Here is a 23,811-nt window from a genome sequence, read left to right on the forward strand (position 1 = left end):
TTACCAATAAAAAATTTTAATATCTCTGATGTATTTTTGTTGCTTTTCTTATTCTTCTTTCTCTTTGCGTTCTTTTATAAAATCATGATGGAATGTAATAAATGGGAGAAAGCATATTTGCTTTGTGATTTATGCATTGTTGTTACTGCTATTTTTACATTAGAGTGGTATTTATTTAATAAACCTTCTGCAAATATCTTATTCTTATCAATTGGAGATGTTTTTCTCTCATTTATTTTTCCGATTATAGATTTATTACTTCTATTACTTGGAGTTACACTAATCTTTCGACCTGCTATTTTCAATGCAAAAAGCAAATTGTATATTTTTATCCTAGTATTAACTGGATTAGCTATTACGGACTATTTGTATTTTTACTTACAAGGTGATTTGTCAGAGCGTTCAGTTATATTTTTAAGGTGTTTGTATAGAGTTTTCCTATTATTTATTGCTATTGCTGCTACAATTCCAAAGGATGCTTCTTCTAAAAGAAATTATTTTATTATTAATCCGACATTTGGAGAGAAACTTCTTGGCATATTCCCTTATCTTGCAGTTGCAGTCTTAATTGGCTTTACTTTGAAAGAGCAAACGTCTTCAGCTACATTGATTACGGGAAATTGTATTGCTTTTGTATTTGTACTGATTCGTCATACAATCGTACGAATGCAAAACAAAGATTTAACTGAAACATTAAAAGTGTTTAATAATCAATTAGAACAAACAGTATCTCAAAGAACAAGGGATTTAATAAACAAATCTAATGATTTGGTAAAAAATCAAGAAAGATTTAAGTCATTATATGAGTATCATCCGGATCCTATTTTAACGATTGATTCAACTGGTATCGTATTAAATATAAACCAGGCTGGAAGTATGTTATTAGGAAAAGACAGTGCTGTATTAATAGGGAAAGAGTGCTTCTCTATTTTTTTAGATGAAGATAAATCTGAATTGGAAGCGGCTATAAAGAAAGGGAGACGATGTAGTTCATCTTCACTACAGTTGCGTGTGAAAAATAACAATGAGAAGGACATGCTGTTTTGGTATGTCACTATAGTTCCTATTATGATAGAAGGTCAAACTTTTGGGAGTTATGTAATGGTAAAAGACATAACGAGGATGAAACAACAACAGGATGAGATAAACTACCTTGCATTCCATGATACGGTGACGGAGATTGGAAATCGTATATTCTTCCAACAAGAATTAGATAGATCCATTAAGCGTGTGCAAAAAACACAGGATAAATTTGGGCTCCTGTATATTGATTTAAACCGCTTTAAGACTATTAATGATACACTGGGCCATTCCATTGGTGACAGGGTTTTAAAAGAAGTTGCCAAACGTTTTAGGACATGTCTTTCACCGACAATTCCTCTAGCAAGAATAGGTGGTGATGAGTTTGCAATCATTGTCCATAACCAAACAGAGCAACAGCTATTGAATTTGTGTAAAACTCTATTTCTTATAACTGAAGAACCATTCGTAGTAAATCAGCATAGTTTTTACTTATCTCTTAGTATAGGAATAGCAGTGTATCCATTTGGAGGAATAAATACTACTACACTTTTACAACACGCTGATATCGCTATGTATAGCGCAAAGGAAAAAGGTAACAATGCTGTTTGTATGTATGACGAGACATTATCTCAAAAAGTAACCCGTCGATTACGATTAGAACAGGATTTACCAAATGCAATTGAAAATAATGAGTTGTTTTTATTGTATCAACCACAAATTGACAGTAAGGAAGGTAAGGTTATTGGTGCAGAGGCTTTAATACGTTGGCAACATCCAGAACTTGGGCTGATTTCTCCGTTTGAGTTTATACCTATCGCAGAAGAAACGGCGCAGATTATTTCAATTGGAAAGTGGACGTTACAGAAAGCGTGTCGACAACTGAAAGAATGGCATTCTGCGGGCTTTTCAAATCTAAAGATGGGGATAAATTTATCAGCTATAGAGTTTGAACAGAAAGATTTTGTTCAAACCATTATATATACCATAGAAGAGATAGGAGTACCTGCTAATTCGATTAATTTGGAATTAACAGAGCGAATCGCCATGGTAGATGAAAAAGAAACTTTATCAAAGTTAAAAGCATTAAAATCATTTGGTGTACATTTATCAATTGATGATTTTGGTACAGGTTATTCTTCATTAGCGTATTTACCTCTTTATCCAATTGATACTTTGAAAATTCCAAGAGAATTTGTTAATAGGATTGGAACTTCTACTGATGGAGGTGAAATTATACAGACCATTATTTCACTTGCTCATACTTTAAACATGAAAGTCATAGCAGAAGGGGTAGAAACGAAAGAACAATTAACAGTGTTACAACGTAATGCATGTTATCTAATTCAGGGCTATTACTACAGTAAACCTGTAAATGATGATGAATTTATTGTTTTTTTAAGTACAATACAAAATGAATAAATGAAAAATCAGTATATGTATGAAATAAAGTGAAAAGAGGTTCTATCCATATGGATTGGAACCTCTTTTCACTTTATTTTCAGGAGTTATGCAGCAAGGTTTCAGCCTTTGAAAGTAAAATAAGTATCTATATTCCTTGTATTTTGGGTTAATGGGATATGAGGTGAAAGTTGCTTCTTGTGAAAAAGAATTAGAGCCAGCTTGTATATTCTTAAAGCAATTTGAAAAAGGATTAGCAGTTTGTATGGAATTAGGAAATGAAGAGTATGTATATCATTTCAATATTTTACGTTCTCTTAATGAAGATGAAGCAATTAAACTCTTAGAAGAAGTGAAAAAAGTATTTCTTACTTCGAAAAGCAAGGTTTATGGGATTTCGTAGAAGAATATGCAGATCTAAAAAAGGAAGAAATTATACAATAATCACATGCTATCATTTTTAATAGCTAATTAACAAAGGGACTCCAATTATGGAGTCCCTTTGTTAATGGGGTAATGCTTTGGTTTATCTAATTATAGCAATATTTGTAAAAAGTGTAAAGGGGTCCTAGTTTGGAGGGGGAATTATTTAATCTTTTTTATTTAATAAAAGGGATAATATTTAGTTATCTGCGCTTCTTAATTATGTTTTCTATCACAATTTGAAGTGAATTTCAGTTAATCTTATTTATTTTATGGGAATTATAAGGTATACTAAAAGTAGGTGCAAAATGTACCATTTGAAAAAGAGTGAATTGCAAAAAGGAATCCGTAAAGGATTCCTTTTTTGTTTCTTTGAAAATGAAGCAATGTTCTAATTATCTCATTCATTTTTATGAATACGCTGCGATCTTATAAACTAAAAAGGCTTTTATGGAAATTTGCCATATTCCTGTAACAAAACAAAGGTATGTTATGTGTGTTAAATATAAAGAGAAAGAAGGAAAAGTTGTGAAAAAAATTTTGCCAATTGTTGCGTTATTAGGCATGATGAGTTTTGGAGTACAGGAAATGAATGTAAGAGCTGATACATACCACAAGGGCGATTCGAAAATTAGTTTTTGGGATTCGAAAAGAAAGGGTACTAATTTCATGAATAGTACGTCATTACCTGAAAACTATAAAAGTGCAAAAGAAGCTAATATTGAATATGTACGTTTAGCACCTGATAAATGGGCAAAAGATAAAGATTTTCTATTTGAGGATAAACCAGATACTTCTGGAAAGGATTTTCTGATAGGTAATGCAGATAACTATCAGGGATTAGTAAAGGAGGATTTAGAAAAATTAAAGGCGGATTTAGATGCCGCACAATCACAAGGAATGAAAGTTGTTCTTACAATGTTATCTTTACCTGGTGATCGATGGCGCCAATTTAATAATAACAAGAATGACGACAGAATATGGGAAGAAGAGAGGTATCAAGAACAAGCAAGTCAATTTTGGAAGGACCTTGCTCTGGAATTAAAAGATTATCCTGCGGTGGTGGGTTATAATATTATAAATGAACCACATCCAGAAACAGCTAAAAATAATAGATATAATGATTTTTGGACAGAAGATTACGAGAAATGGTATGCAAAAGTGAAGGGAACGACAGCGGATTTAAACAGATTGTATCAAAAAGTAATCAATTCCATTCGTGAAGTAGACCAAGAAACACCAATTATTTTAGATTCAGGTTTATATGCTACTCCATGGGCTTTTAAATATTTAAAACCAGTAAAGGATAAAAAAACGCTTTACGCATTTCATATGTATGAACCATATGAATTAACGAGTCAAGGTGAAAAGAAAAATAAAGAATATCAATATCCAGGATTAGTAAAAGTAGGAGACTTAGAGAAACCTGTAATGTGGAATAAGCAGGGATTAGAGAAATTTTTGAAGCCAATCCAACAATGGTCTAAGAAAAATCATGTATCATCTAATCGAATTATTGCAGAGGAGTTTGGAATTAACCGTACTGTTCCGGGAGCTACCCAATACATGCAAGATCTTATTTCTATCTTCAACCAAAAAGGTTGGCATAAATCATTCTATGCATTCCGTGAAGACACATGGACAGGGATGAATTATGAATTGGGAACAGGAAAAATAAAATGGGATGAAGAGGGTAAACCGGTGCCTCAAGATAATTCACTCTGGGAAGTAATAAAAAAAGATTTACAACCACATAAATAGTTTAGAATATTTTTCCTAAGGACTAAATGTAAGCATCTAATTCAAGTAGAATTAGATGCTTTTTTTCAAAAAAGGTGGAAGTTTAAACAAATATAGTTGCAATTGAATTGACCTTTAAACTGAAAAATTTTTATGAATTTTTTGTGAGATTCCAACCCTTAAATGTTGAAAATTATTTACTGATTTCTCCAATTGGATATATTTCTCCAATCGGATGGAAGTTTAGAATACAGAATCAAAACATAATAAGCTGTTATCGATGAGTTTATCGTAAAGTTGTTATTTAATGTGTCATCAAATAACATTTATATACAATAATAAATAAAGAAAAGGAGATGTTTATGAAAAAATATAGAGTAATAGATACAACTTAAATAGTATGAATAGTTTAGATTGTAAAAACATGAAGAAGAAAACAAAAAATCCTTAAGAGTACTAAGGAAAAATGAAGGAGATAATATGGGGAATAATTCAAAATATAAAACTAGAAAAATACTTGCAGCTACTGCTACAGTAACTATGCTTGCGACTGGAATGATTTCTTCATCAGATGTCTTTGCGGAGCAAAAGGAGCAGCAAAAAAATTTATCGACATCACTGCAAAGTGAAAAATCAGTTAAATCAGAAAATAGAACATTTACAGTCCCAGGAAAAGGGGATGTTGAGCTAATAAAACAACAGGAAAGAAAAAGTATGGCATTTAGTCCATATGAACCAACTGGTTTATATGCAAAACCAAATGAACAAATAACGATTAATGTAGAAGGTAATCAAGATATTCAGGTATATATTGGAACGTATTCATATGATGCTTCTTGGAGAGAAGATTCTAAGATAAAATCATTTACATTAAAACCAGGTATAAACACAATCCAATCTCCAAATGGGGGGATGATTTATTTTTATAATAAACAACAAGGTGGTACCATTCGAACAACAATTACAACAGGCGGAACGACTACGCCTTTCTTTGAACTAGGAAAGCATACGAAACAAGATTTAATTAACATGCTGGACCAATATCCAAATGCACATGCAGTGGAGTTAAAAGGAGAACGTGTATTAATTACGGCCAGTCCTGCACGTATTAAGAAATATTTGTTGGGTTCTAATACAGATCCTGTACAACTCTTAAAAAAGATGGATGAAGCTACTCGAATTCAAGACAAAGTAGCTGGATTATCTGAAGAACAAGTAGATAAACATTATGTTCATTACGTAGAAGAAAATCATTCTCCCGATTATTATATGTATGCGACTTCTTATCGAACTGCATATGTAGGAGATGCAATTCAATATGTATTAGATATTAATAAATTTATAAAAGATGGTTGGGGTCCATGGCATGAGGCAGGGCATTTGAGACAGCAATCACCTTGGAAATTTTATAATATGACAGAAGTACAAAATAATATATACAGCCTTTCTGTAGAAAAAGCATTTACATCTAATCAACCTTTTAGATTGCAACAAGAGGGTGCTTATACTAAGGCATTTCAATACTTAGAACAACCTAATAAAAATTATGACGAAGTTAGTGATGTTTTTGTTAAGCTTGTTATGCTTTGGCAACTACAGCTAGCATATGGAGAGGATTTCTATCCTAAATTGCATCAATTGTATAGAGACATGCCTTCAAGTGAACTTCCACAAACTGATGAAAATAAAAAACAATTATTTATGATTTCAGCATCAAAAGTAGCCAAACAAAATTTGATTCCTTTCTTTGAGAAGTGGGGATTACGTCCAAATAACGATACTATTCAAAAAGTAGCTGCATTAGGATATCCAATTTTAACAGCAGAGATTTGGAAGAGTACGGATTCTAATCCAATTAAACCAGATATGCCTAATGAAAATGATATTTTAGAAGGAAACCAGTTTGCATGGTCACTAAAAGGAATTAGTGATTTCGAGTTTGCAAAAGTCAATTTTAATAAGTCGACAGAAGAGATGCAAATTGATTTAAAAGCAGGCGTACCACATCATTATTTTAATGAAACATATGCGAGTATTAAAGTACAAAATGCATCAGGAAAAGTAGTATACAATAAAGATATTTATGGGAACAAACAACAAAATGCTGAATCGCAAAAAGTTCCAGTTAAAATAGGGGATTATGTTGAGCTGACACATCTAGAAGGTGTGCATAGAGCTACTTTAATAAATGTAGGTAACAGTAAACAAGAAAGTTTTGGAAAAAAAGGCATGTACGAAGTTACAAAAGAAGGCTTGAAGAAAGTAGAAAAAATGCCAGAAACAACGGTTTTAGATGGAAATCATTTTGGGTGGTCTTTAAAAGGATATAGTGATAGAGAAATCGCAAAAGTAGATTATAATAGGACAACAGAGAAAATGCAGGTGAATTTAGAAGCAGGCGTACCACATTCTTACTTTAATAATACGTATGCAAGTATTACAGTAAAGAATTCAAATGGTGGTGTTGTGTACAATAAGGAAATAGTAGGGAATAGACAACAAACTGCTGAAAGCCAAACCGTGCCCGTAAAAGTGGGAGATTACATTGAGTTTACCCATATAGAAGGGGAAGCAGTAAAGGAAAAAACACGCGCTACACTTATTAATCTTGAGAATAATAAACAAGAATATATGGGCAAAAAAAGAACCTATCAAGTTACTTCAACGGGATTAAACAAAATAGATTAACATGAAAAACATTCTAAGTATTAGTTGGATGCAAATAGTCGTTCATTATGAACGGCTATTTGGCTTTTATTTAAAGAAAGGTGAAATGAAAATACTCTCTCTTTTGTATATACTTTCGTTTCCAAAAAATTCTACGTTTTTTTATCAGGGGGAAAATAATTTAAAAAATGTGCTTGAGAATTGATACATGTTTAATTGCTATAGATTTGAGAAAAAAGAAACAGAATAGTAAGGTATTTGTTGATAAATCCTCTCAAGTGTTACAAAATTTTACATATTTGGTATGATATATATGAGTTCTATGTATATTAAGGGAGGAATGGGAATGAAAAGGTTCATAACACGTGCAAGTGGTAATACAATCTCAAAAAGGTTAGTTTTAATGGTGTTGTCGATGGTTTTAATGATAGTGATGATTACACCATCGAATGATGTATCGGCAGCCAATCTATCAAAAGCAGGTTCACTAAAAGGCGTGAATTTATTTAATGGAAGTTGGACAGTTGCTATACAGGCAGCAAATTTACAATATGTTTCGGCTGAGCCTTCGGGAAATATAATAGCAAATCGTAATACAGTTAATGAATGGGAGAAATTTGAATTAATTTCGACTGGGGAATTATATACGTACGCTTTAAAAGCTAAAAGTAATGGGAAGTATGTTTCGTTTGAGCCAAATGGTAGAGTAGTAGCAGATCGTACATCAATTGGTGCATGGGAAAAGTTTATCTTATATAATGGTGGAGACAATAGGATATATGTATTACAAGCACTAAGTAATGGTAGATATATATCAGCAAATGGTGGTAGAGAATTAACAGCTACTAGTTATGTAGCTGGAAGCTGGGAAAGATTTGTTATTGTATACTTCTAAACTTTGAAGTGTTATATATCTAAATGATAATAGCATGTTTAGTTTGTATAAATACCTAATACAATAAATTGTTAAGTATGTAATACAAGTGTATATTAACGTGTAAAAGGGCTGCAAATAATTAGCGGGCCTTTTTGCATGTTAAATAAGCACTTACTGAGGTTATAATGAAAAGAAAAAGAACCCTATAGGGTTCTTTTTCAAGGCATATTAACAGTAAGGAGAATCATGAAATGCTACTTCAAATCTTTATTAGGGGAAAGATTTTGAATAAGCTTAACATACATCTATTTTTACATAAATGTAATATATAGTAAATTGATAATGTTTATACTTACTATTACTAATATTCAATTAAGATAGTTAGCACTATTTGTATAGTGTTAATGAAGTGCATATTTAGAAAACTAATAATGGCCACAAGTTGGTTATATATGTCTAATATTATATTTTATTTACTAAAAGAGCTTATAGATATATTATTTTAAAAATTAATTAACATTTAAACAATTTTAACTGAAATTGGGTGTGTATTAACTAAAAGTAAATAAAATAAACAAAGACCCTGTAATGAATACAGGGTCAAATACAGGGTTAAGGGAACGCATAGTTTCTCAAAATCATAATAGCATATATTCTTTGTATAGCTACATGAGGATTTTGACAGAATTAAGAAAAAGACAGCAATCTGTAAGAAAGCAAATATATTGCTGGAAATTTGATTTGAAATTAAACTATAAGGCATATTGAAATAGATGGAAACTCTTGAGTACCGTGATTAAATATGAGGTTTAGATTAGAGGGATAATTGGATCTTACTGAAAAGGAAAAATGTTTTTTAGATTAAAAGAAGAAAAGGCACTTTTGGGTGCCTTTTCTTTAGGTAAACAGTTTACATATTGCTGAATTATACACGAAACCATAATTCGACTATGAAGTAAATCTTAATATAATTCTAAATAGAAAAATATGTAATATTATATTTGAGTTTTTAATTATTTTATCGAATATAGAGTAGCAATGTAAATAAAAGGGCATGCATTTGTATCTGCAGCCCTTTTTAGGAGGAATTCAAGATACCAATAGGACACGTATTGGTAAACAGGTTCAAAAATAGTATATGTGAAAAGAAAAAGTCCTATACCAAAAGTAGACAGGACCTTATTTTTTACAATTTCAAAAATGACATTCTGTCCTTTTTGAAATTAGTACAACACACACTTGGTTTGTAATAAAGTTAGAAAAAGTATACATGAAAATGGCAGACAACTATTTTGTTGCCTGCCGGTGCTAGTGGGTTGAATGAGTTAGTCAATTCAATAAATTGCTACCCCATTACCAGAAGAGTGAAGCCGCTAGTTCAAACGGCTTATACATAGTTTTCCTAATAAAGAAAAAATTATGAGTGAAGATTTTGTTTGCTCTATATGAAAAGATAAATAGATATTCATCAGACAAGGATAATTTAGCATACCTTGAATAGGGTGAAGGAACGAATTAAATAAAAGGATTTTTGTTTAGGAAGGGACTGACTCAGGAATGGGACTTTCGGACAGGGTTTGGGGGGCGATGATTGCCTTTGGCATTGCGACTAATATCGTTGCTTGTATGATGGCAGTATACATTCAAAAATATGAGCTAATGATAAATCATCTTACAAATATTTTATTTTTAATAATTATCTCTTTAACGTTTATTAAGATGAAAATTAACAGATGGGTGGCTTTAGGATTTACATTTGTTGTAATAGAGAAAGGTATTAAGGCGGGATATGACTTCTACACACATGATTATTATGGTGTCAGCTGGAGTTTAGCTATCATTGTCTATTGCATATACGAGATGAAAAAGTATCATATTGAAATAAATGAATAGTCTCAACAATAAGATGTTAGTAGGTGTAATTTTTTAAATAATAAAAAAAAGACACTACAAGAGTGTCTTTTTTTTGAAAATACTCTATAATTAACTTTGGGGAAGGTAATGTTAGAGTATTCGTTTAGCATTATCTTTATATTTGATAAACCATGAAATCGAAGGATTTTGTGGTTTATTTTTTGAACAATAGATATTACAGTATTGGCAGTGAGCTAGTGATCATTTTAAGCATTAGGAGAGAATGGATTAAAAGTCTAACATCGAATAACGGTTCCGGAATATAGTGTTGCGAAATGATCTCCCATATCCCAAACAGTACTTGCCTGTATATAGCCCTTAAAGCCTTCTGAAGAATAATAAATCTCTTTTGGTATACTTTCTTTAGTTTGGAAATGTGCTTTAGAGTACTTTACATAATGGTTTTTAACAACTTTTGCATCTGGAACAATAGTGTTTTTTTGTTCCAATGTTGGCCTAGCACTAGAAGGTGATATAAATTTTACAGTGTCTTGGTAATTAGGATCTAAGGTGTCAGCTTGTACACTGTGTGACGAAACAATTGTGCTTAAACTACTTCCCGCGATTAAAGTTGCAAATACTAACTTTGAGAATTTTGTTAATCTACTCATTCTATAATCTCCTTTTTATTATTTTGTAAGGTATCTCCTTACACCTCACAGTCTATATCCACTACAAAAGGGTGTACATACATATTGATAGACAAAATTCTACAAAATACCTCATGTTTTTGGGGACGTGTATAATAATCCAATGTTTAATAATTTATCAGAAGTAAAAAAGTAAGTCTTATATAAAAGAAAAAGAATAATTTATGCAGGTAATGTATATAAAATTATTGTTTGAATATTCTAAAATGAGTTGATAAAGATGTGGGATTGTTTTTTAGAAAATAAATGATTCCAAAGATTAAATTTAGAAGTTTAATTCTCTTTGTAAGTTTATTTTTATAATACTATTCACAGGTGTAGATTATTAAGATTTAAATATAAAATGTCTAAAGATTTTTGTACAACCAAACAGTTAAAATATAAAAAAGTGAGAAAAATGATAAACATTCTTCTCACTTTCATCAATTAGGGTGGCATATACATAAATATGCGTTTGGGTAGATTTTTGAATGAAAAATCCACATGCATAGTATAACAAAAAAAATAGGGCTTTTCACATGTAATATTGCATATGAAATATAGTAAAGTTTTAAATTTTAATATTACAAACTTGTATATACGTGTTACAATGTAATTCTCTAATTTATTTTATTCAGCTATTTAGAATTTATGTTTTAGTTAATTTATTATGGTAAGGATTTCATCTGATTGGATTAGCGCTAAACTAGATTTTTATCCAAACAAATCCAATAATTATTTTTAAAATGAAGTATATGTTGTATCCAATTTATTTGGAATAATTCGTAGTCTAATAATTGCTGAATCTAGAAAAAAACATATTCGAAAGGAGGACAGATAAAACTCTGCCTGTGAAATTTAAATCGCTAAATGGTAAAGTGCGGATGATAGGATGTAATTGTGATTTCATTTCGAATGGTACCATAAATGAATATGGAAAAATATAGGATAAAATTTAAATGAACTATATAAGTAGTAAAAATGAAAAGGAGAAGTATCTAGTGTTTAATATAAAAGAAAGATTGGGACAAATAAAGCTTAAAACGAAGTTGTCTATGGCATTTATAGCAATATTAATTATACCAAGCCTTATCGTAGGAGTATCATCTTATAATAAAGCAAAAACAGATCTTAATGAAACAATTCTACAATCAGCAAAAGATAATATAAGTATTTTAGACAAGATTGTTGATGATGAATTAGAAAATAAGCATACAGATGTCACTCATTTTGCAAAGGTACTCACACAAGGGGATTATAATCCTGAACAATCGCAAAATGTACAGAGTAAATTTGATCAATATATACAGTTACATCCAGAGATAGAAACGATTTATACGGCATCCAGTAACAATCAATTTATTCATGCACCTGTTGGCAAAATACCAGAAGGGTTTAATCCGTTAGAAAGTAGTTGGTATAAGGATGCAGTAAAAGCAAATGGAGAGATTATTGTTTCATCTCCCTATAAATCAAAGTCTACAGGAAATATGGTAATTGCAATTGCAAAGCAAAATGCAGATAAAAGTGGTGTCATTGGCGTAGATTTGAATATTACAGATATCGTAAAAACATCCAAAATGATAAAAATTGGAAAGCAAGGATTTGTATCTATAGTTAGTCAAGATAAAACTATAGTTGTTCATCCATCACTAAAGCCTGGAGAGAAATTAGAGAAAACTTTAGCGGATGAATTGTACAAGACAGAAGATGGAGTAATTACTTATAGCCTCAATGGCGAAGATCGAAACATAAGCTTTAAGACAAATAAAAAAACAGGTTGGAAAATAGCTGGCGTAATGCCTACGAAAGAAATTGAAGAAGCTACTAATCCTATTTTTTATAAAACGTTCACTATAATAGGGGCTTCATTATTGTTAGGTGGAATTGTAATTCTATTCATACTCAGATCTATAATTACTCCACTAAGACAATTAGTCATTTCAGCTCAAAGAATTAGTCAAGGAGATTTAACCGAGAAAATAGATATTCGTTCAAAGGATGAACTTGGTCAATTAGGTGGTAGTTTCAATACAATGGCAGAGTCGTTACGTAATATTATTTCTCAAATTAACACATCTGCAGGACATGTAGCTGCGTCTTCTGAGGAACTAACTGCTAGTGTAGAGCAAGCAAGTGTTGCGACAGAACAAATTACAAAAGAGATGGAAGAAATCTCGAACAGTGCAGAAGTTCAAAATAATGAAGTTGAGTCTGGAGCTGAATTAATTGGTGAGGTAACACGAAATATTCAATATGTAGCTGAGAATGCATCTGAAGTATCGGCTTCATCCATATACACAAAACAAAAAGCCAATGAAGGTGAACAATTAGTAGAACAAACTGTAGCACAAATGCAGTCTATCCATCACTCTGTTTCTCAATCCGATAATGTAATAAAATTATTAGATAAGAAATCGCAACAAATTGGAAGTATATTAGAAGCGATTCAAAATATTGCGGAACAAACAAATTTATTAGCATTGAATGCAGCAATTGAAGCAGCTAGAGCAGGAGAACAGGGTCGAGGGTTTGCAATTGTTGCGGATGAAGTTAGGAAGCTAGCAGAGCAATCATCCGAATCTTCGATGGAAATTGGAAGCTTAATTAAGGAAATACAAGCAGACGTACATGAGACTGTAAAAGCTATGAATGAAGTGGGAGTAGAGGTACAGTCGGGAATTAAAGTTGCGAACGATACAAAGCAAAGTTTTTATGAGATTTCAAAATCTGCAAATGATATTGTGTCAAAAGTGCATGGTATGGTGGAACTATCTAATACAATGACTACTGATGCAATGAAAGTCGATACATCGATTGATCAAATAGCTATGGCTGTAAAAGAGAATTCTTCAAGTATGCAAACGATTGCTGGTTCATCTGAGGAACAACATGCTTCTATGGAAGAGATAAATTCTTCAGCAATACAATTAGCACAGATGGCAGAAGAACTTCAAGAGTTAATTGGTGGATTTAAGATTTAAGTTGAGATTCTAGGAGAGAATGCTAGAATCTTGTTACAGAGTGGAAATGCAAAGTAAATAAGTATAATATATACTCTCTATGCGTATTGAACAGGCAGAAAAGCCATTTAAAAACCCTCCATTTGGAGGGTTTTTAAATACATTTACATTAAATTTGTGGTGGTGCACCACCATAATCGCCAACACTATATGAAGGAGCAGGATAATGCCCATGAGTAGCAAGCTGATCTGTTTTAGAAAACTGAAAATTTCCCACCGTTAATACCCCAATAAAAGCAATGCCTGATAATAATAAGCTAATTTTTTTCATTATTTTAACACTCCTTTTGCAATTGATTTTTGTCTTGCTTGATAACAAATATGGAAATAGTCACTTACCTTTTGGTGGTTCTCTAATTGTCTACATTTTGTGGCAAATAATTCAGCGTATTCGACAACATATTCCCATAATTCTTCTTCCTTAAAGTATAAGATTCCTTCTTGAATGATTTTTTCTAATTCTTCCAATGGAATATTTTCGTTTAATCTTTTTAAAATAGAGAAGTGGTGTGTGTATTCTTCGTTATGAATTTTTCTGCAAATCTGTAATCCCTTATCAATGAGTTGGCTGGCCGTTGATTGTTCTCCTAATTTATAATGTTCCTTAGCTTGTAGGAAGATGGCCTTGAAGTGTGTAGGGATTTTCTCTGTTACTTCTGAAAGGTGACGAATAGCTAAAGTAGACATACTTTGATCAGAATACAGCCACCCCATAGTATTTTTTACATATAACAAGGAATCTTCTTCCCTATTTTTTTGTAGTAAATCAATTGCACAATGTAGATATTCTTCTGCTTGTTCGTACTGTTTTAAATAGATGCAGCAACCACCTAGCAAACTATTACAAAAGGCTGTTTTTACTTCATAACCTTCATACTTTGAAAAGATTGCTCTCGATTTATTTGCGTATTCGATAGAAGCGAGATTGTTATAGGTATGGTGATAGAAAGTAGCAATTCTATAGTAAAATTCAGCATGTTCAATTTCATCTGGTATAGCTACCAATATTTTTTCTGCTAGTTTATAATGTTCCTCTGCCTCAGTATAATTTGATATAAAAGTGGAATGAATGGATTTGAAAAAGTGATAATAGAATCGTAGAAATTGATCTGTAGGCATATCATAATCGCTAATAGTATCAAAACTATTTTGTTGAATACCAAGGCTATCTGTTAAGACCTTGTAACGAAATTCAAGTAGTGAATAGTATAGTAACAAATTTTGATCCTGATGTTCTTGATCCGGTTCAATGCTTAACTTATTAATTTTTTCATCAATTTTCTTTTTTAGATTAGTAGCTTTTATAACTTGTTGAGATAGCATTGCTCGATACCAGTCGTTCAATAGAGAGGTTAATTGCTCATTTCCCTTTACTGAAACACTCATAATATACGCCCCCATTTTCTAAAAAAATCCTAATCCAATTTAATTATAAACATCATAACAAAATAGAAGAAAAAATGGAGTGATATTACAATATTTTTCAAGAAAATTCAGAAAAAATAATCAATTTATGTCGAATATACTCATAATAAAACATCCGAAAATTATCAAAAGATAATATGAGTCTTTATACGTTCTATCAGGTGAACTTAGAAACTGTGATTGAAGATTTATGAAATTTTCTTTTCTTAAAACGGATCAATTACGTATTAATTTTTAAATTATTTTATCGGATACATATAGTATGTATCACCACCAAATGTATAAATCTTGCGTATGTAAATAAGAAAAGAATAAAGAAAACAAAAGAAGAACTTGTAAGAATTTCTACAAGTTCTTTTTTGGATAATGTAAAAAGGTGAAACAGACTATCTCATTATTTGTAATAGTGAAATTATCTTACTTATGGTTTTGTTTTATAGAAGATGTACTATTATATTTGAAGATTTGTTCTAAATGTTGATTAAAGGAAAATTAAAGACTGGTAGGGGAGAAGTGCATAAAAGAGAAAGCCTTCTTTACTTATTCTGAAAAGATAATTCAAAAAGCAATTTGTGTATAGAATAAGCAATGCATGAATTCATCGACATTGGTGATAATAAATAAGAGAATCATAAGCATGAACTTTAGTGGAATAGCTACAAGAAGGGGATAATTATAAAATTGTTAAAGCTCAGTATAATTCTATAATAGTAGATATAATTATTGGAATTTTCAACTTAGTTACTTTTCGGGTAGGGTAAGTAGAAGAAAATAGGAAGTTTTTCTTTGAAGAAAGCTCTTTTGACAGGAATAGATTTTTTCATAACTAGAACAAATAAATTAATAATCGCATATACTGTATTGTCGTTAAAGCAAGACAGTATTTTCTCATAACAAGGGAATCACTAGAAAAATATGTGATTCCTTTATTCTTCAGTATAATGTCAATAGTTGATTTGAAATAATCGAAGAAATAAAATCTTTGTTAATGGACAATCACATCATTTTAGGTATAGTAGGTTTATAATTTAGACTATAAAATTAATGTGTCTTTTATTATTTTAACCAAGAAGACTCCCTCCATAAGGAACTCACAGCAAGTATGAGTAAGTGGGAGTAGTTCAAAGCATGCAATATTGTTTGATTTGGCTAATACATAGATTTATCATCTCAGAACTGGTGTAAGAATTATAATGTTTATACCATTCTATTGTATTTTCTAAAGTCTGTTGTAGGGACCATTTTGGTTGCCAATCAAGATTGAATTTTGCTTTGCTAATGTCAAGATTTAGTAAATTTGCTTCATGAAAATTTATTGCGCCTATATTTTCTGCAGTCCAATCCCCACAGCCCCAAATATCTAGTAAACTTGTCACTAATTTTTCTACTGGAACAATATTGCTTAAGGATGGCCCGAAGTTCCATGCTCCTGAATAAAGGATACCATTATTTATAATTTTTTCTGTAAGGAGTAAATACCCGCTTAAGGGTTCTAGTACATGTTGCCAGGGTCTAATAGCAGTAGGGTTTCTAATAATAATCTTTTTGTTTGATTCTAATGCTCGTATACAATCAGGAATAATTCTATCTATTGACCAATCACCACCACCAATTACATTACCAGCTCGAACGCTTGCAATTATTTTCTTGTGGTGAGAAAAGTTTTCTTCTGAAAAGTAAGAATTTCGATAGGAAGAAATTAAAAGTTCGCAGCATCCTTTGCTTGAGCTATATATGTCATGGCCACCCATAGGATCAATTTCACGATAACCCCAAGGCCATTCTTTATTTTCATAGCACTTGTCACTTGTCACCATAATTCCTATTTTAGCTGATTCATGTAATCGAATTGCCTCTAGTACATTCATAGTTCCTACAACGTTTACCTCGTATGTTTCTCTAGGATATTCATATGAATACTTAACTAGAGGTTGGGCAGCTAAATGGAATACAATTTCAGGTTTATAATCTGTAAAAACCTTATTTAATTTATTAAAATCCCTAATGTCTCCACGAATATCAATTATATTGTTTTGAAGGTTAGTAATGTTAAAGTTATCATTTTTATTTTTAGGATCCAATGAATATCCGATTACAGTAGCACCTAATTCATTCAACCATAGGGATAACCAAGAACCTTTAAAACCAGTATGTCCAGTAATTAAAATTGTCTTTCCGTAAAAAGCATTATTAAAGTTTTGATTTAACAATTAGTCCACCTCCTTTAGTACCCTATTTTTAGGGGATTAGGTATAAATGTTTATTATTTTTATACCAATTAACAGTTTTTATAATTCCTTCTTCAATATTAATTCTAGGTTCCCAGGAAAGAGAGTTTTTTATTTTTTGCACATCTGCTTCAGGAACCCATCTTTCATTCGTTCTAGATGGAATTGCACCGTAATTTGGTCTGGAATTGGTTTTCAAATGTTTGAATAATAATTCTACATAATGTTTCAAGGGGTAAATAGTGCCACTCCCAATATTAAAGATTTCATTTTGTACAGTAGTATTCTCTACTGCTAGGATACAGGCATCTATTATATTTTCTATATAACAATAATCTCTTAATTGATTACAGAAAGTTAAATTTACATCTTTGTTTTGTAATACTTGCAAGATTATATAGCTAAAAATTTTATGTGGCTCCTCGCTTTCTCCGAATATGCCAAAAGGTCTTAATGTTATAAGATTAATGCTGTTTTCGCTAGCAATTTGATGGGCGAGTATAGTAGCAGCAGCTTTGGTACTTCCGTAGATATCCACAGGAGTTAGTAACATATTTTCATGAATAGGTTCCATCTTGTTACCGTATTCAGAACTACTCCCAAAATTGATAATTTTTTTACAATTCACCAATTTTGCTGCTTGAATAATGTTACATGTCCCTATAATATTTGTTTCTATAGCATGCATGTAATCTGTATGGGCAGAATTTACACCATAGGCTGCCAGGTGAAAGATATAATCCGGATTAACTTTCTTTATTGCATCCTGTACTTGTTTTCTATCTCGTATATCTATTTCATAGGTTTCAATATTTTTTATAATATCCTTTAGTCTCCAAAAATTTGATGGTGTTCTTATGAAAAGAACAATTCGTGCTTGTAAATTTAAAAGTCTTCGTGCCAAGTGAGAACCAATAAAACCGTATCCACCAGTAATAAGGAAAGTTTTATTTTTAAATGAAGTAATCATAGTGAAAATCTATCCTTTATTAAGATTTATTTTTAAATAAGGAGAGTATCAGTCTTAATTGTAATGAGGGGAGGAGTATTTAAAATAATTTTTTATTGTCGTTGTATCAATTTGGTCAGCAAATAAAGAGGAGGGGGATTTTTGAAAAGTATTATGAAGGGTATGACATGTCTTGTTCAATTGTTCAATATAAGGAATGTATATATAATCTAAAACTTCTGGAGGTAATTCTAAAGTTTCTTGTTTCCATAAATCGAACTCATTTGGATTAATAATTTGCATACTTCCAAAATGAAAAGCTATTAATTCATCTTGATCAATAAAAACTTTTTTATCTGTTTTTGATATAGAACTGCTATTTAAAATGACATTCCAAGGTGCTGCATCAATACCTTTATGAGTCATGATTTTTATATTAGAAAAGATGTTAGGAATGTGATTTAAATATTTTTGGTCACCCCATCTATTCATTTCAACATCATAATGATTATTGCAATATTCTAGGCATTTATCTTTCCACCATGTTAAAATTTCTTTGCTATTTTGATCGTTTTTGAAGCCTACTAAACCAGCTTGATATATACCGTGTATGTTTTCAATTTCAGTAGAGCTTCTTTGAGGGCAAAGGAATACAGAGTATTTCCACCATTCATCAAGAATGGTATTAGGTGCTGTAAAGAAATACATATCAGCATCACAATATATAATGTGATCAACTTCCGGATAAAGACTAAGGACATGTAGACATAGGGGCGCTTTTAATGTCCAACAATATTCTTGTAAACTTCTATCATTTTTTATACTGAGGAGTTCATGATTTTCAATATCTTTTACTGGAATTAGTATGGCGTGCTTTAATTTTAATGTCTCTAATATTTGATAAGTTAAATCATCCATACAACAAATCCATACAGTAAATTTAGCGTTGAAATTTTCTAAGGAATAATAAGAGGTCAATCCTTGAATTAATCGTTCTTTACTTATAATCATGGAAAAGTTCATAAAATGATTGGATTGATTCATTTTTCTTCTTAATTGTGAATCTTTATATAAGGTTTGAGCTTTATTTATATCTTTTTTACTTAAAAATTGTTTAGTATCTTTATTGAATTTATTTTTTAATTGATTTAAAACAAATTGAATTCTCTCTAAATACGGAGTGTAAATATGGTTTAATATATTATTGGGTATTGAAATTGCTCCTAAAGACCAAAGATCAAAATCATTTTCATTAAAGATAGTAATACATGCAAAATGGTAAACAACTAGTTTGTCGTTTTCAATAAATACATCGTTTTTAGTCTTGTCAATTTTATAATCGTTATTATATATACAGTTCCAAGGCGCAGCATTTATACCTAAGTTATTTGAAATTTTTACTTTTGGAAAATATATAGGGATATAATCTAAATACTTTTGGTCTCCAAATTTCCCCTCCTCAGCCTCGGCACTGCACCAATCTAGACATTTATTTTTCCACCATCTTACACTTTTTAGTCCATAGAGATCATTCTTAAATCCAATTAGCCCAGCCTGATATTTTCCATACATTTTTTCTACCCAATCACGATCTCTTTGGGGGGTAAGGAAAATAGAGTATTCACCCCATTCCTCAAAAATAATATTAGGATCAGAGAAAAAGCATAAATCACCATCACAATATAGAATAGATGGTAAATCATAATTGACCAATAAATATTCTATCAAGACAGATTTTAAAGTCCAACAATATTCATTTACTTTTCTTTTTCTTTTAATTGCTTTTAGTTCACTATCTTCTAATTCTTCAACTTGTAAAAGGTTTACATTAATTAAATTCATTTCTTTTAATAGTGAATATGCAAAAGGGTCTATACAACAAATCCACAATGTGAATTTTTCTGAGTACTGCATTAATGATTGCTGTAAAGCAATGATTTTCAAGACATATTCATTACCTACAATGACACAGAAATGATTATTTAGATCATGTTGTTGATTATAGAATTGGGGATTCATTCTTTTTTGAGTATTTTTTTTGGAGAGATTTGAAGCTTTAATTCCTGTTGAAAGCGGGTTAACTATTTTCTCATTAGAGGGGATATACAATCGAGGTAAACTTATTTTTTTATCATTAGAGTTCAATGTTTATTCAGTCCTCTCCACTAAAATTTATTAGGATTCCAACTTTCATCTACAGTTTTTAAATCTTTAGGTGTATCGACACTAGCCCAAAAGTCATTGTGTTCATAGACTGCGAGCTCATTGTCTTTTATTAAATTGCGAAGAGGATCTTCTTCTAGAACACAATCATCACTATCACCTAAATAATCGAATATTTCTTTGTTAAATACAAAAAAACCGCCATTAATTACTTCATCAAGTAATGGTTTTTCTTTAAAATCAATAGCAATTCCATTTTCGACCGTCAATAGGCCATATTGACTATTTTTTTTAATTCCAGTTAATGTAGCAATTTTTCCTTTTTCTTTATGGAATGCTATTAGTTGATCAATATCTATATTTGCTAATCCATCGCCATAAGTTAATAAAAAGGTTTCATCCTGTACAAAGGGTTCAAGTTTTTTTAGCCTTGCCCCGGTCATTGTATCAATTCCTGTATTTATAAAGTGTATATTCCAATTTTCTAATTCCTGAAGTAGCGTATATTGATTGGTTTTAAAATTCAAACTAAAGTCATTCTCTTTCCAGCTAAAGTCCATAAAATATTCTTTAATTTTCTCACCTTTATATCCTAGGGGCAAAATGAAATCAGAATGTCCATATTTTCTATACCAATTCATTATATGCAAGAGGAGAGGCTTTCCTTGAACTCGAACTAATGGTTTGGGAATGTCCTCTAAAATTCCTTGCATCCGAAGCCCTTTTCCGCCACACAAAATTATGACTTTCATAAATTTCTTTCCTTCCTCTCTATATATTTTACTAATTTAAACTATGTAGTTTGTTTGATAAATGTATACACGGTTGTACCATAATGACAATCAACTAAAAAATATATGTTAGATTTATAATTCAAATGCTGATTAAACGTGAAGAATACACACTGTAGTTTATTCTCAATCTTATGTAAATTAGGTTATTCTAAAATCAATGCTTTATTTTATTTAATACTAATGAAAGAAATTACTTGTTTGTAAGATAAAAGAAGGGGAGGGGAATCAAGGGAATTAAAGAAGCTTATAATGAAAAATCTAAGAAGGAAATTAACTATTTAAAGGAAGAGTGAACAAATATTACATTGTAGATTTTACAAATTTAAAAAAGAGCACCGTATAAAGGTGCTCTAGTGATGGAATCAATTTTGTAAAGAACCATTTATTCAATAAAGAAGGACTTATGAGTTATTATATGAACGGTTTATTAATTAAGTGTGTATCAATTAGATGGGAATTTTATTTCTCTACACCTATTTTAATGTACTGGAAAAATCATGTTAAAAGTAAGAAGAAAAGTATTAAGTTAATGTTATTTTATTTAAAATATAATTCCAATCGGAATCATCACCTTCCCATCTATCCTGATAACGTGGGAGTTCAATTGAACAAACCCTCGATATTCCCCAATTTTGTTCAACGATATTAGATATATCCTCCTTAAAATTGACAATAAGAATATTAAAATCTTTATTTGTAATTTCGGATAATACGTTTTTTAATTCAACCGCTTCATCTCGATTTCCCCAAATCCTAATGAATAAAATTGATTCACTACTATTTATTTTTTCAAGGAATCGATTAATTCTAGTGTCTAATTTAGCTTTAAAAGAAGGATAGGTTGATTTCCAATCCTTTTCTGAGTCAATAGGAAAGTCATGCATTGAAAAACAATTATAATAAGTGTCCTTTATACAATAGGTAATTCGTTCTGCCCATTTAGTTTGATTATCAAATTCTGATTCAATAAGACCGTAACTTTCTGAACCTTCTATGACCATATTTTCCAACTTCATAAATTTTTCAAATCGATTTTGAAGTAATCTGTTTACATCTGAAAGTGATGGATAATAAAACCAATCTAAAGGTCCAGAAAATGTTCTTAAATGGTGCCTTTTGATTTGGTTAGTGACTTGACACAAGCCTCCTAAACTTACAATTACGCCATAGGATTTTTGTATATCATCTAGGTTCATCCTCATCATCCTTTTTAAAAGTAATTTAAATTATCTATTCAGTATATGATGCAATAACATATTGATGTGGACATATATATCAAAGTACATAGAGCTAAGACATTGGTATAAATTTGAAAAGTCAAAATCCCTAAGTTAAGGGATTATATCTTTAATGTTATATCATTGAGTTGCTATTGGGATGAAAGCTGGTAGGGATTATACTCTCCAGTAACTTAAATTAGAAACCAGTTCTTGATTACTACAGTAAAATTGTTGTGCCTTTAAAAGAATCCTTAGATAAAAAAGAAAAATCTATTGGTTAGCATTTAACCAGTAGATTTTTCTTTGAGTTATTATCTTTTACATAATAATTATAGAAGATGGAAAATTCCACTTAGAAATAATTTTAAGCAGAAGAATAGACTAGTCTAATTTCTAATGGTTCCAGTATCTTTTATTTTGACGTGTGTCTTTACATTTATTTTAGCCTCTGCTAACGCTTGCAACCAATTTCCTTTTACTTTTTTCCACTCTTTATATTGAAATGCTCTAGCATATTGGGATAATCCGATTGGATCAATTTTATTCTGTTGTATTTCATATAACATATTTTGTAAATTATTATTAATTTCTTTTTGAATAGCATTTTTTAAATTATTTATATTTTTTTTATTATCATAGTGCCCTTTAATTGAATTCGGATTGGTTTTTTCTATTAAAGCTACATTAGCGTAAATATCGAGATTAAATACAAACTTTCCGTTTTGAAAATTAACAACTACCTTCCTTGTCGCGTTCTGTACGAATATGGAAGTGTTTGTTTTTTTGTTGGACTTTTTAGGAGGAAGCGCAAGGTGTAGTATCATTCGCCCGCTACTTTTTTGCTTATTTATAAGATTGAAAAATTTAACATCTTTTTTAGGGATATGAGTTAAATATTTCCCTTTTCGATTTAAAAATGCAATTCCTACTGTATCGATTTCATTCTTTGTTTTTTTGATAATTGGAACAGTTTGCGTCATTCCTTCTTCATTTTGTTCTCTCATTAATTGTTGAATTGTAGAAGAGACGGATTGGTTATTTTGAATTGACGATTCGATTACACCATTTATATAAGATGAAAGTGATGGTTTACTAGGCTTATGAATTGTAAAAATTTGTTCTGCAGGTCCATCTACAAGTACTACTTTAGCATTAATGGTAGCGTAAGGGTCACGGTAAGAAGAATCAAGCTCCTGCAACCAATTTGCTTCTTGCGCTAATTTTTTTCCAATTAAAATGATTTCAGCTTTGGAAGCTGTCATAAAGCCCGTTAACTTCGTATCTATCTTACTGAATCCAGTATATACAGTTGATGCTTGTGTCCAATGTTCTATAGTA

The 23,811-nt window shown here is 30.8% G+C and carries 16 protein-coding genes; 7 read left to right on the plus strand and 9 right to left on the minus strand.

The window, feature by feature from the left end:
- From MR160_RS25545 to MR160_RS25570, 6 genes are all read left to right on the plus strand, one after another.
- A partial coding sequence (locus MR160_RS25545; RefSeq protein ID WP_242298344.1) for a sensor domain-containing protein occupies positions 1 to 2,442 on the plus strand: 2,442 nt, incomplete at its 5' end.
- Between the two features lie 151 nt (positions 2,443 to 2,593).
- Positions 2,594 to 2,824: a hypothetical protein gene (locus MR160_RS25550; protein WP_002162674.1), complete on the plus strand. Its 231-nt coding sequence runs from the start codon at positions 2,594 to 2,596 to the stop codon at positions 2,822 to 2,824.
- A 512-nt stretch (positions 2,825 to 3,336) separates the two neighbouring features.
- On the plus strand, positions 3,337 to 4,605 hold the full coding sequence (locus tag MR160_RS25555; protein ID WP_025989072.1) for a glycoside hydrolase family 5 protein: 1,269 nt from the start codon (positions 3,337 to 3,339) through the stop codon (positions 4,603 to 4,605).
- Positions 4,606 to 5,064: 459 nt separating this feature from the next.
- On the plus strand, positions 5,065 to 7,272 hold the full coding sequence (locus MR160_RS25560) for a M60 family metallopeptidase (protein ID WP_000527921.1): 2,208 nt from the start codon (positions 5,065 to 5,067) through the stop codon (positions 7,270 to 7,272).
- A 325-nt stretch (positions 7,273 to 7,597) separates the two neighbouring features.
- Positions 7,598 to 8,146, plus strand: a complete 549-nt coding sequence (locus MR160_RS25565; RefSeq protein ID WP_242298347.1) for a fascin domain-containing protein — start codon at positions 7,598 to 7,600, stop codon at positions 8,144 to 8,146.
- A gap of 1,539 nt (positions 8,147 to 9,685) precedes the next feature.
- Positions 9,686 to 10,021: a hypothetical protein gene (locus MR160_RS25570; RefSeq protein WP_000524430.1), complete on the plus strand. Its 336-nt coding sequence runs from the start codon at positions 9,686 to 9,688 to the stop codon at positions 10,019 to 10,021.
- A gap of 257 nt (positions 10,022 to 10,278) precedes the next feature.
- Here the strand turns inward: MR160_RS25570 and MR160_RS25575 are convergent, their stop codons facing one another.
- Positions 10,279 to 10,653: a hypothetical protein gene (locus tag MR160_RS25575; protein WP_000088964.1), complete on the minus strand. Its 375-nt coding sequence runs from the start codon at positions 10,651 to 10,653 to the stop codon at positions 10,279 to 10,281.
- A gap of 1,019 nt (positions 10,654 to 11,672) precedes the next feature.
- Here MR160_RS25575 and MR160_RS25580 point away from each other — a divergent pair.
- Positions 11,673 to 13,655, plus strand: a complete 1,983-nt coding sequence (locus tag MR160_RS25580) for a methyl-accepting chemotaxis protein (protein WP_000481863.1) — start codon at positions 11,673 to 11,675, stop codon at positions 13,653 to 13,655.
- Between the two features lie 148 nt (positions 13,656 to 13,803).
- On the opposite strand, the gene MR160_RS25585 is transcribed toward MR160_RS25580, so the two are convergent.
- The 8 genes from MR160_RS25585 to MR160_RS25620 all read right to left on the minus strand — a co-directional run.
- Complete coding sequence (locus tag MR160_RS25585) at positions 13,804 to 13,965, minus strand: hypothetical protein (RefSeq protein ID WP_000724114.1); 162 nt, start codon at positions 13,963 to 13,965, stop codon at positions 13,804 to 13,806.
- Entirely contained in the window at positions 13,965 to 15,080 is a 1,116-nt protein-coding gene (locus MR160_RS25590) for a Rap family tetratricopeptide repeat protein (protein ID WP_000116956.1), read from the minus strand. Before MR160_RS25590 ends, MR160_RS25585 begins: the two co-directional genes overlap by 1 nt.
- Before the next feature lie 1,160 nt (positions 15,081 to 16,240).
- Positions 16,241 to 17,329 carry a CDP-glucose 4,6-dehydratase gene (gene rfbG, locus MR160_RS25595; protein WP_000934343.1) on the minus strand — a complete coding sequence of 363 codons (1,089 nt, stop codon included), beginning with the start codon at positions 17,327 to 17,329 and terminating at the stop codon, positions 16,241 to 16,243.
- Positions 17,330 to 17,357: 28 nt separating this feature from the next.
- Positions 17,358 to 18,317, minus strand: coding sequence for an NAD-dependent epimerase/dehydratase family protein (locus MR160_RS25600; protein ID WP_000633065.1), 960 nt, complete (start codon positions 18,315 to 18,317; stop codon positions 17,358 to 17,360).
- A gap of 54 nt (positions 18,318 to 18,371) precedes the next feature.
- Positions 18,372 to 20,441 carry a glycosyl transferase gene (locus tag MR160_RS25605; protein WP_242298349.1) on the minus strand — a complete coding sequence of 690 codons (2,070 nt, stop codon included), beginning with the start codon at positions 20,439 to 20,441 and terminating at the stop codon, positions 18,372 to 18,374.
- 20 nt (positions 20,442 to 20,461) lie between these two features.
- Positions 20,462 to 21,211, minus strand: a complete 750-nt coding sequence (locus MR160_RS25610; protein ID WP_000864426.1) for a sugar phosphate nucleotidyltransferase — start codon at positions 21,209 to 21,211, stop codon at positions 20,462 to 20,464.
- A 563-nt stretch (positions 21,212 to 21,774) separates the two neighbouring features.
- Entirely contained in the window at positions 21,775 to 22,449 is a 675-nt protein-coding gene (locus MR160_RS25615) for a papain-like cysteine peptidase (RefSeq protein ID WP_001046794.1), read from the minus strand.
- Positions 22,450 to 22,859: 410 nt separating this feature from the next.
- On the minus strand, positions 22,860 to 23,811 hold a 952-nt coding region (locus tag MR160_RS25620; RefSeq protein WP_242298351.1), incomplete at its 5' end, for a Ger(x)C family spore germination protein.

The organism is Bacillus cereus group sp. BfR-BA-01382, assembly GCF_022663475.1.
Lineage (GTDB): Bacteria > Bacillota > Bacilli > Bacillales > Bacillaceae_G > Bacillus_A > Bacillus_A thuringiensis_S.

What these genes read in the sequence shown, in the direction of transcription:
- MR160_RS25615 (WP_001046794.1), bottom strand. Translation starts at nt 22,449, where the DNA reads ATGAACCTAGATGATATACAAAAATCCTATGGCGTAATTGTAAGTTTA.
- MR160_RS25565 (WP_242298347.1), top strand. Translation starts at nt 7,598, where the DNA reads ATGAAAAGGTTCATAACACGTGCAAGTGGTAATACAATCTCAAAAAGG.
- MR160_RS25575 (WP_000088964.1), bottom strand. Translation starts at nt 10,653, where the DNA reads ATGAGTAGATTAACAAAATTCTCAAAGTTAGTATTTGCAACTTTAATC.
- MR160_RS25555 (WP_025989072.1), top strand. Translation starts at nt 3,337, where the DNA reads ATGTGTGTTAAATATAAAGAGAAAGAAGGAAAAGTTGTGAAAAAAATT.
- MR160_RS25585 (WP_000724114.1), bottom strand. Translation starts at nt 13,965, where the DNA reads ATGAAAAAAATTAGCTTATTATTATCAGGCATTGCTTTTATTGGGGTA.
- MR160_RS25610 (WP_000864426.1), bottom strand. Translation starts at nt 21,211, where the DNA reads ATGAAAGTCATAATTTTGTGTGGCGGAAAAGGGCTTCGGATGCAAGGA.
- MR160_RS25560 (WP_000527921.1), top strand. Translation starts at nt 5,065, where the DNA reads ATGGGGAATAATTCAAAATATAAAACTAGAAAAATACTTGCAGCTACT.
- MR160_RS25600 (WP_000633065.1), bottom strand. Translation starts at nt 18,317, where the DNA reads ATGATTACTTCATTTAAAAATAAAACTTTCCTTATTACTGGTGGATAC.
- MR160_RS25550 (WP_002162674.1), top strand. Translation starts at nt 2,594, where the DNA reads ATGGGATATGAGGTGAAAGTTGCTTCTTGTGAAAAAGAATTAGAGCCA.
- MR160_RS25570 (WP_000524430.1), top strand. Translation starts at nt 9,686, where the DNA reads ATGGGACTTTCGGACAGGGTTTGGGGGGCGATGATTGCCTTTGGCATT.
- MR160_RS25590 (WP_000116956.1), bottom strand. Translation starts at nt 15,080, where the DNA reads ATGAGTGTTTCAGTAAAGGGAAATGAGCAATTAACCTCTCTATTGAAC.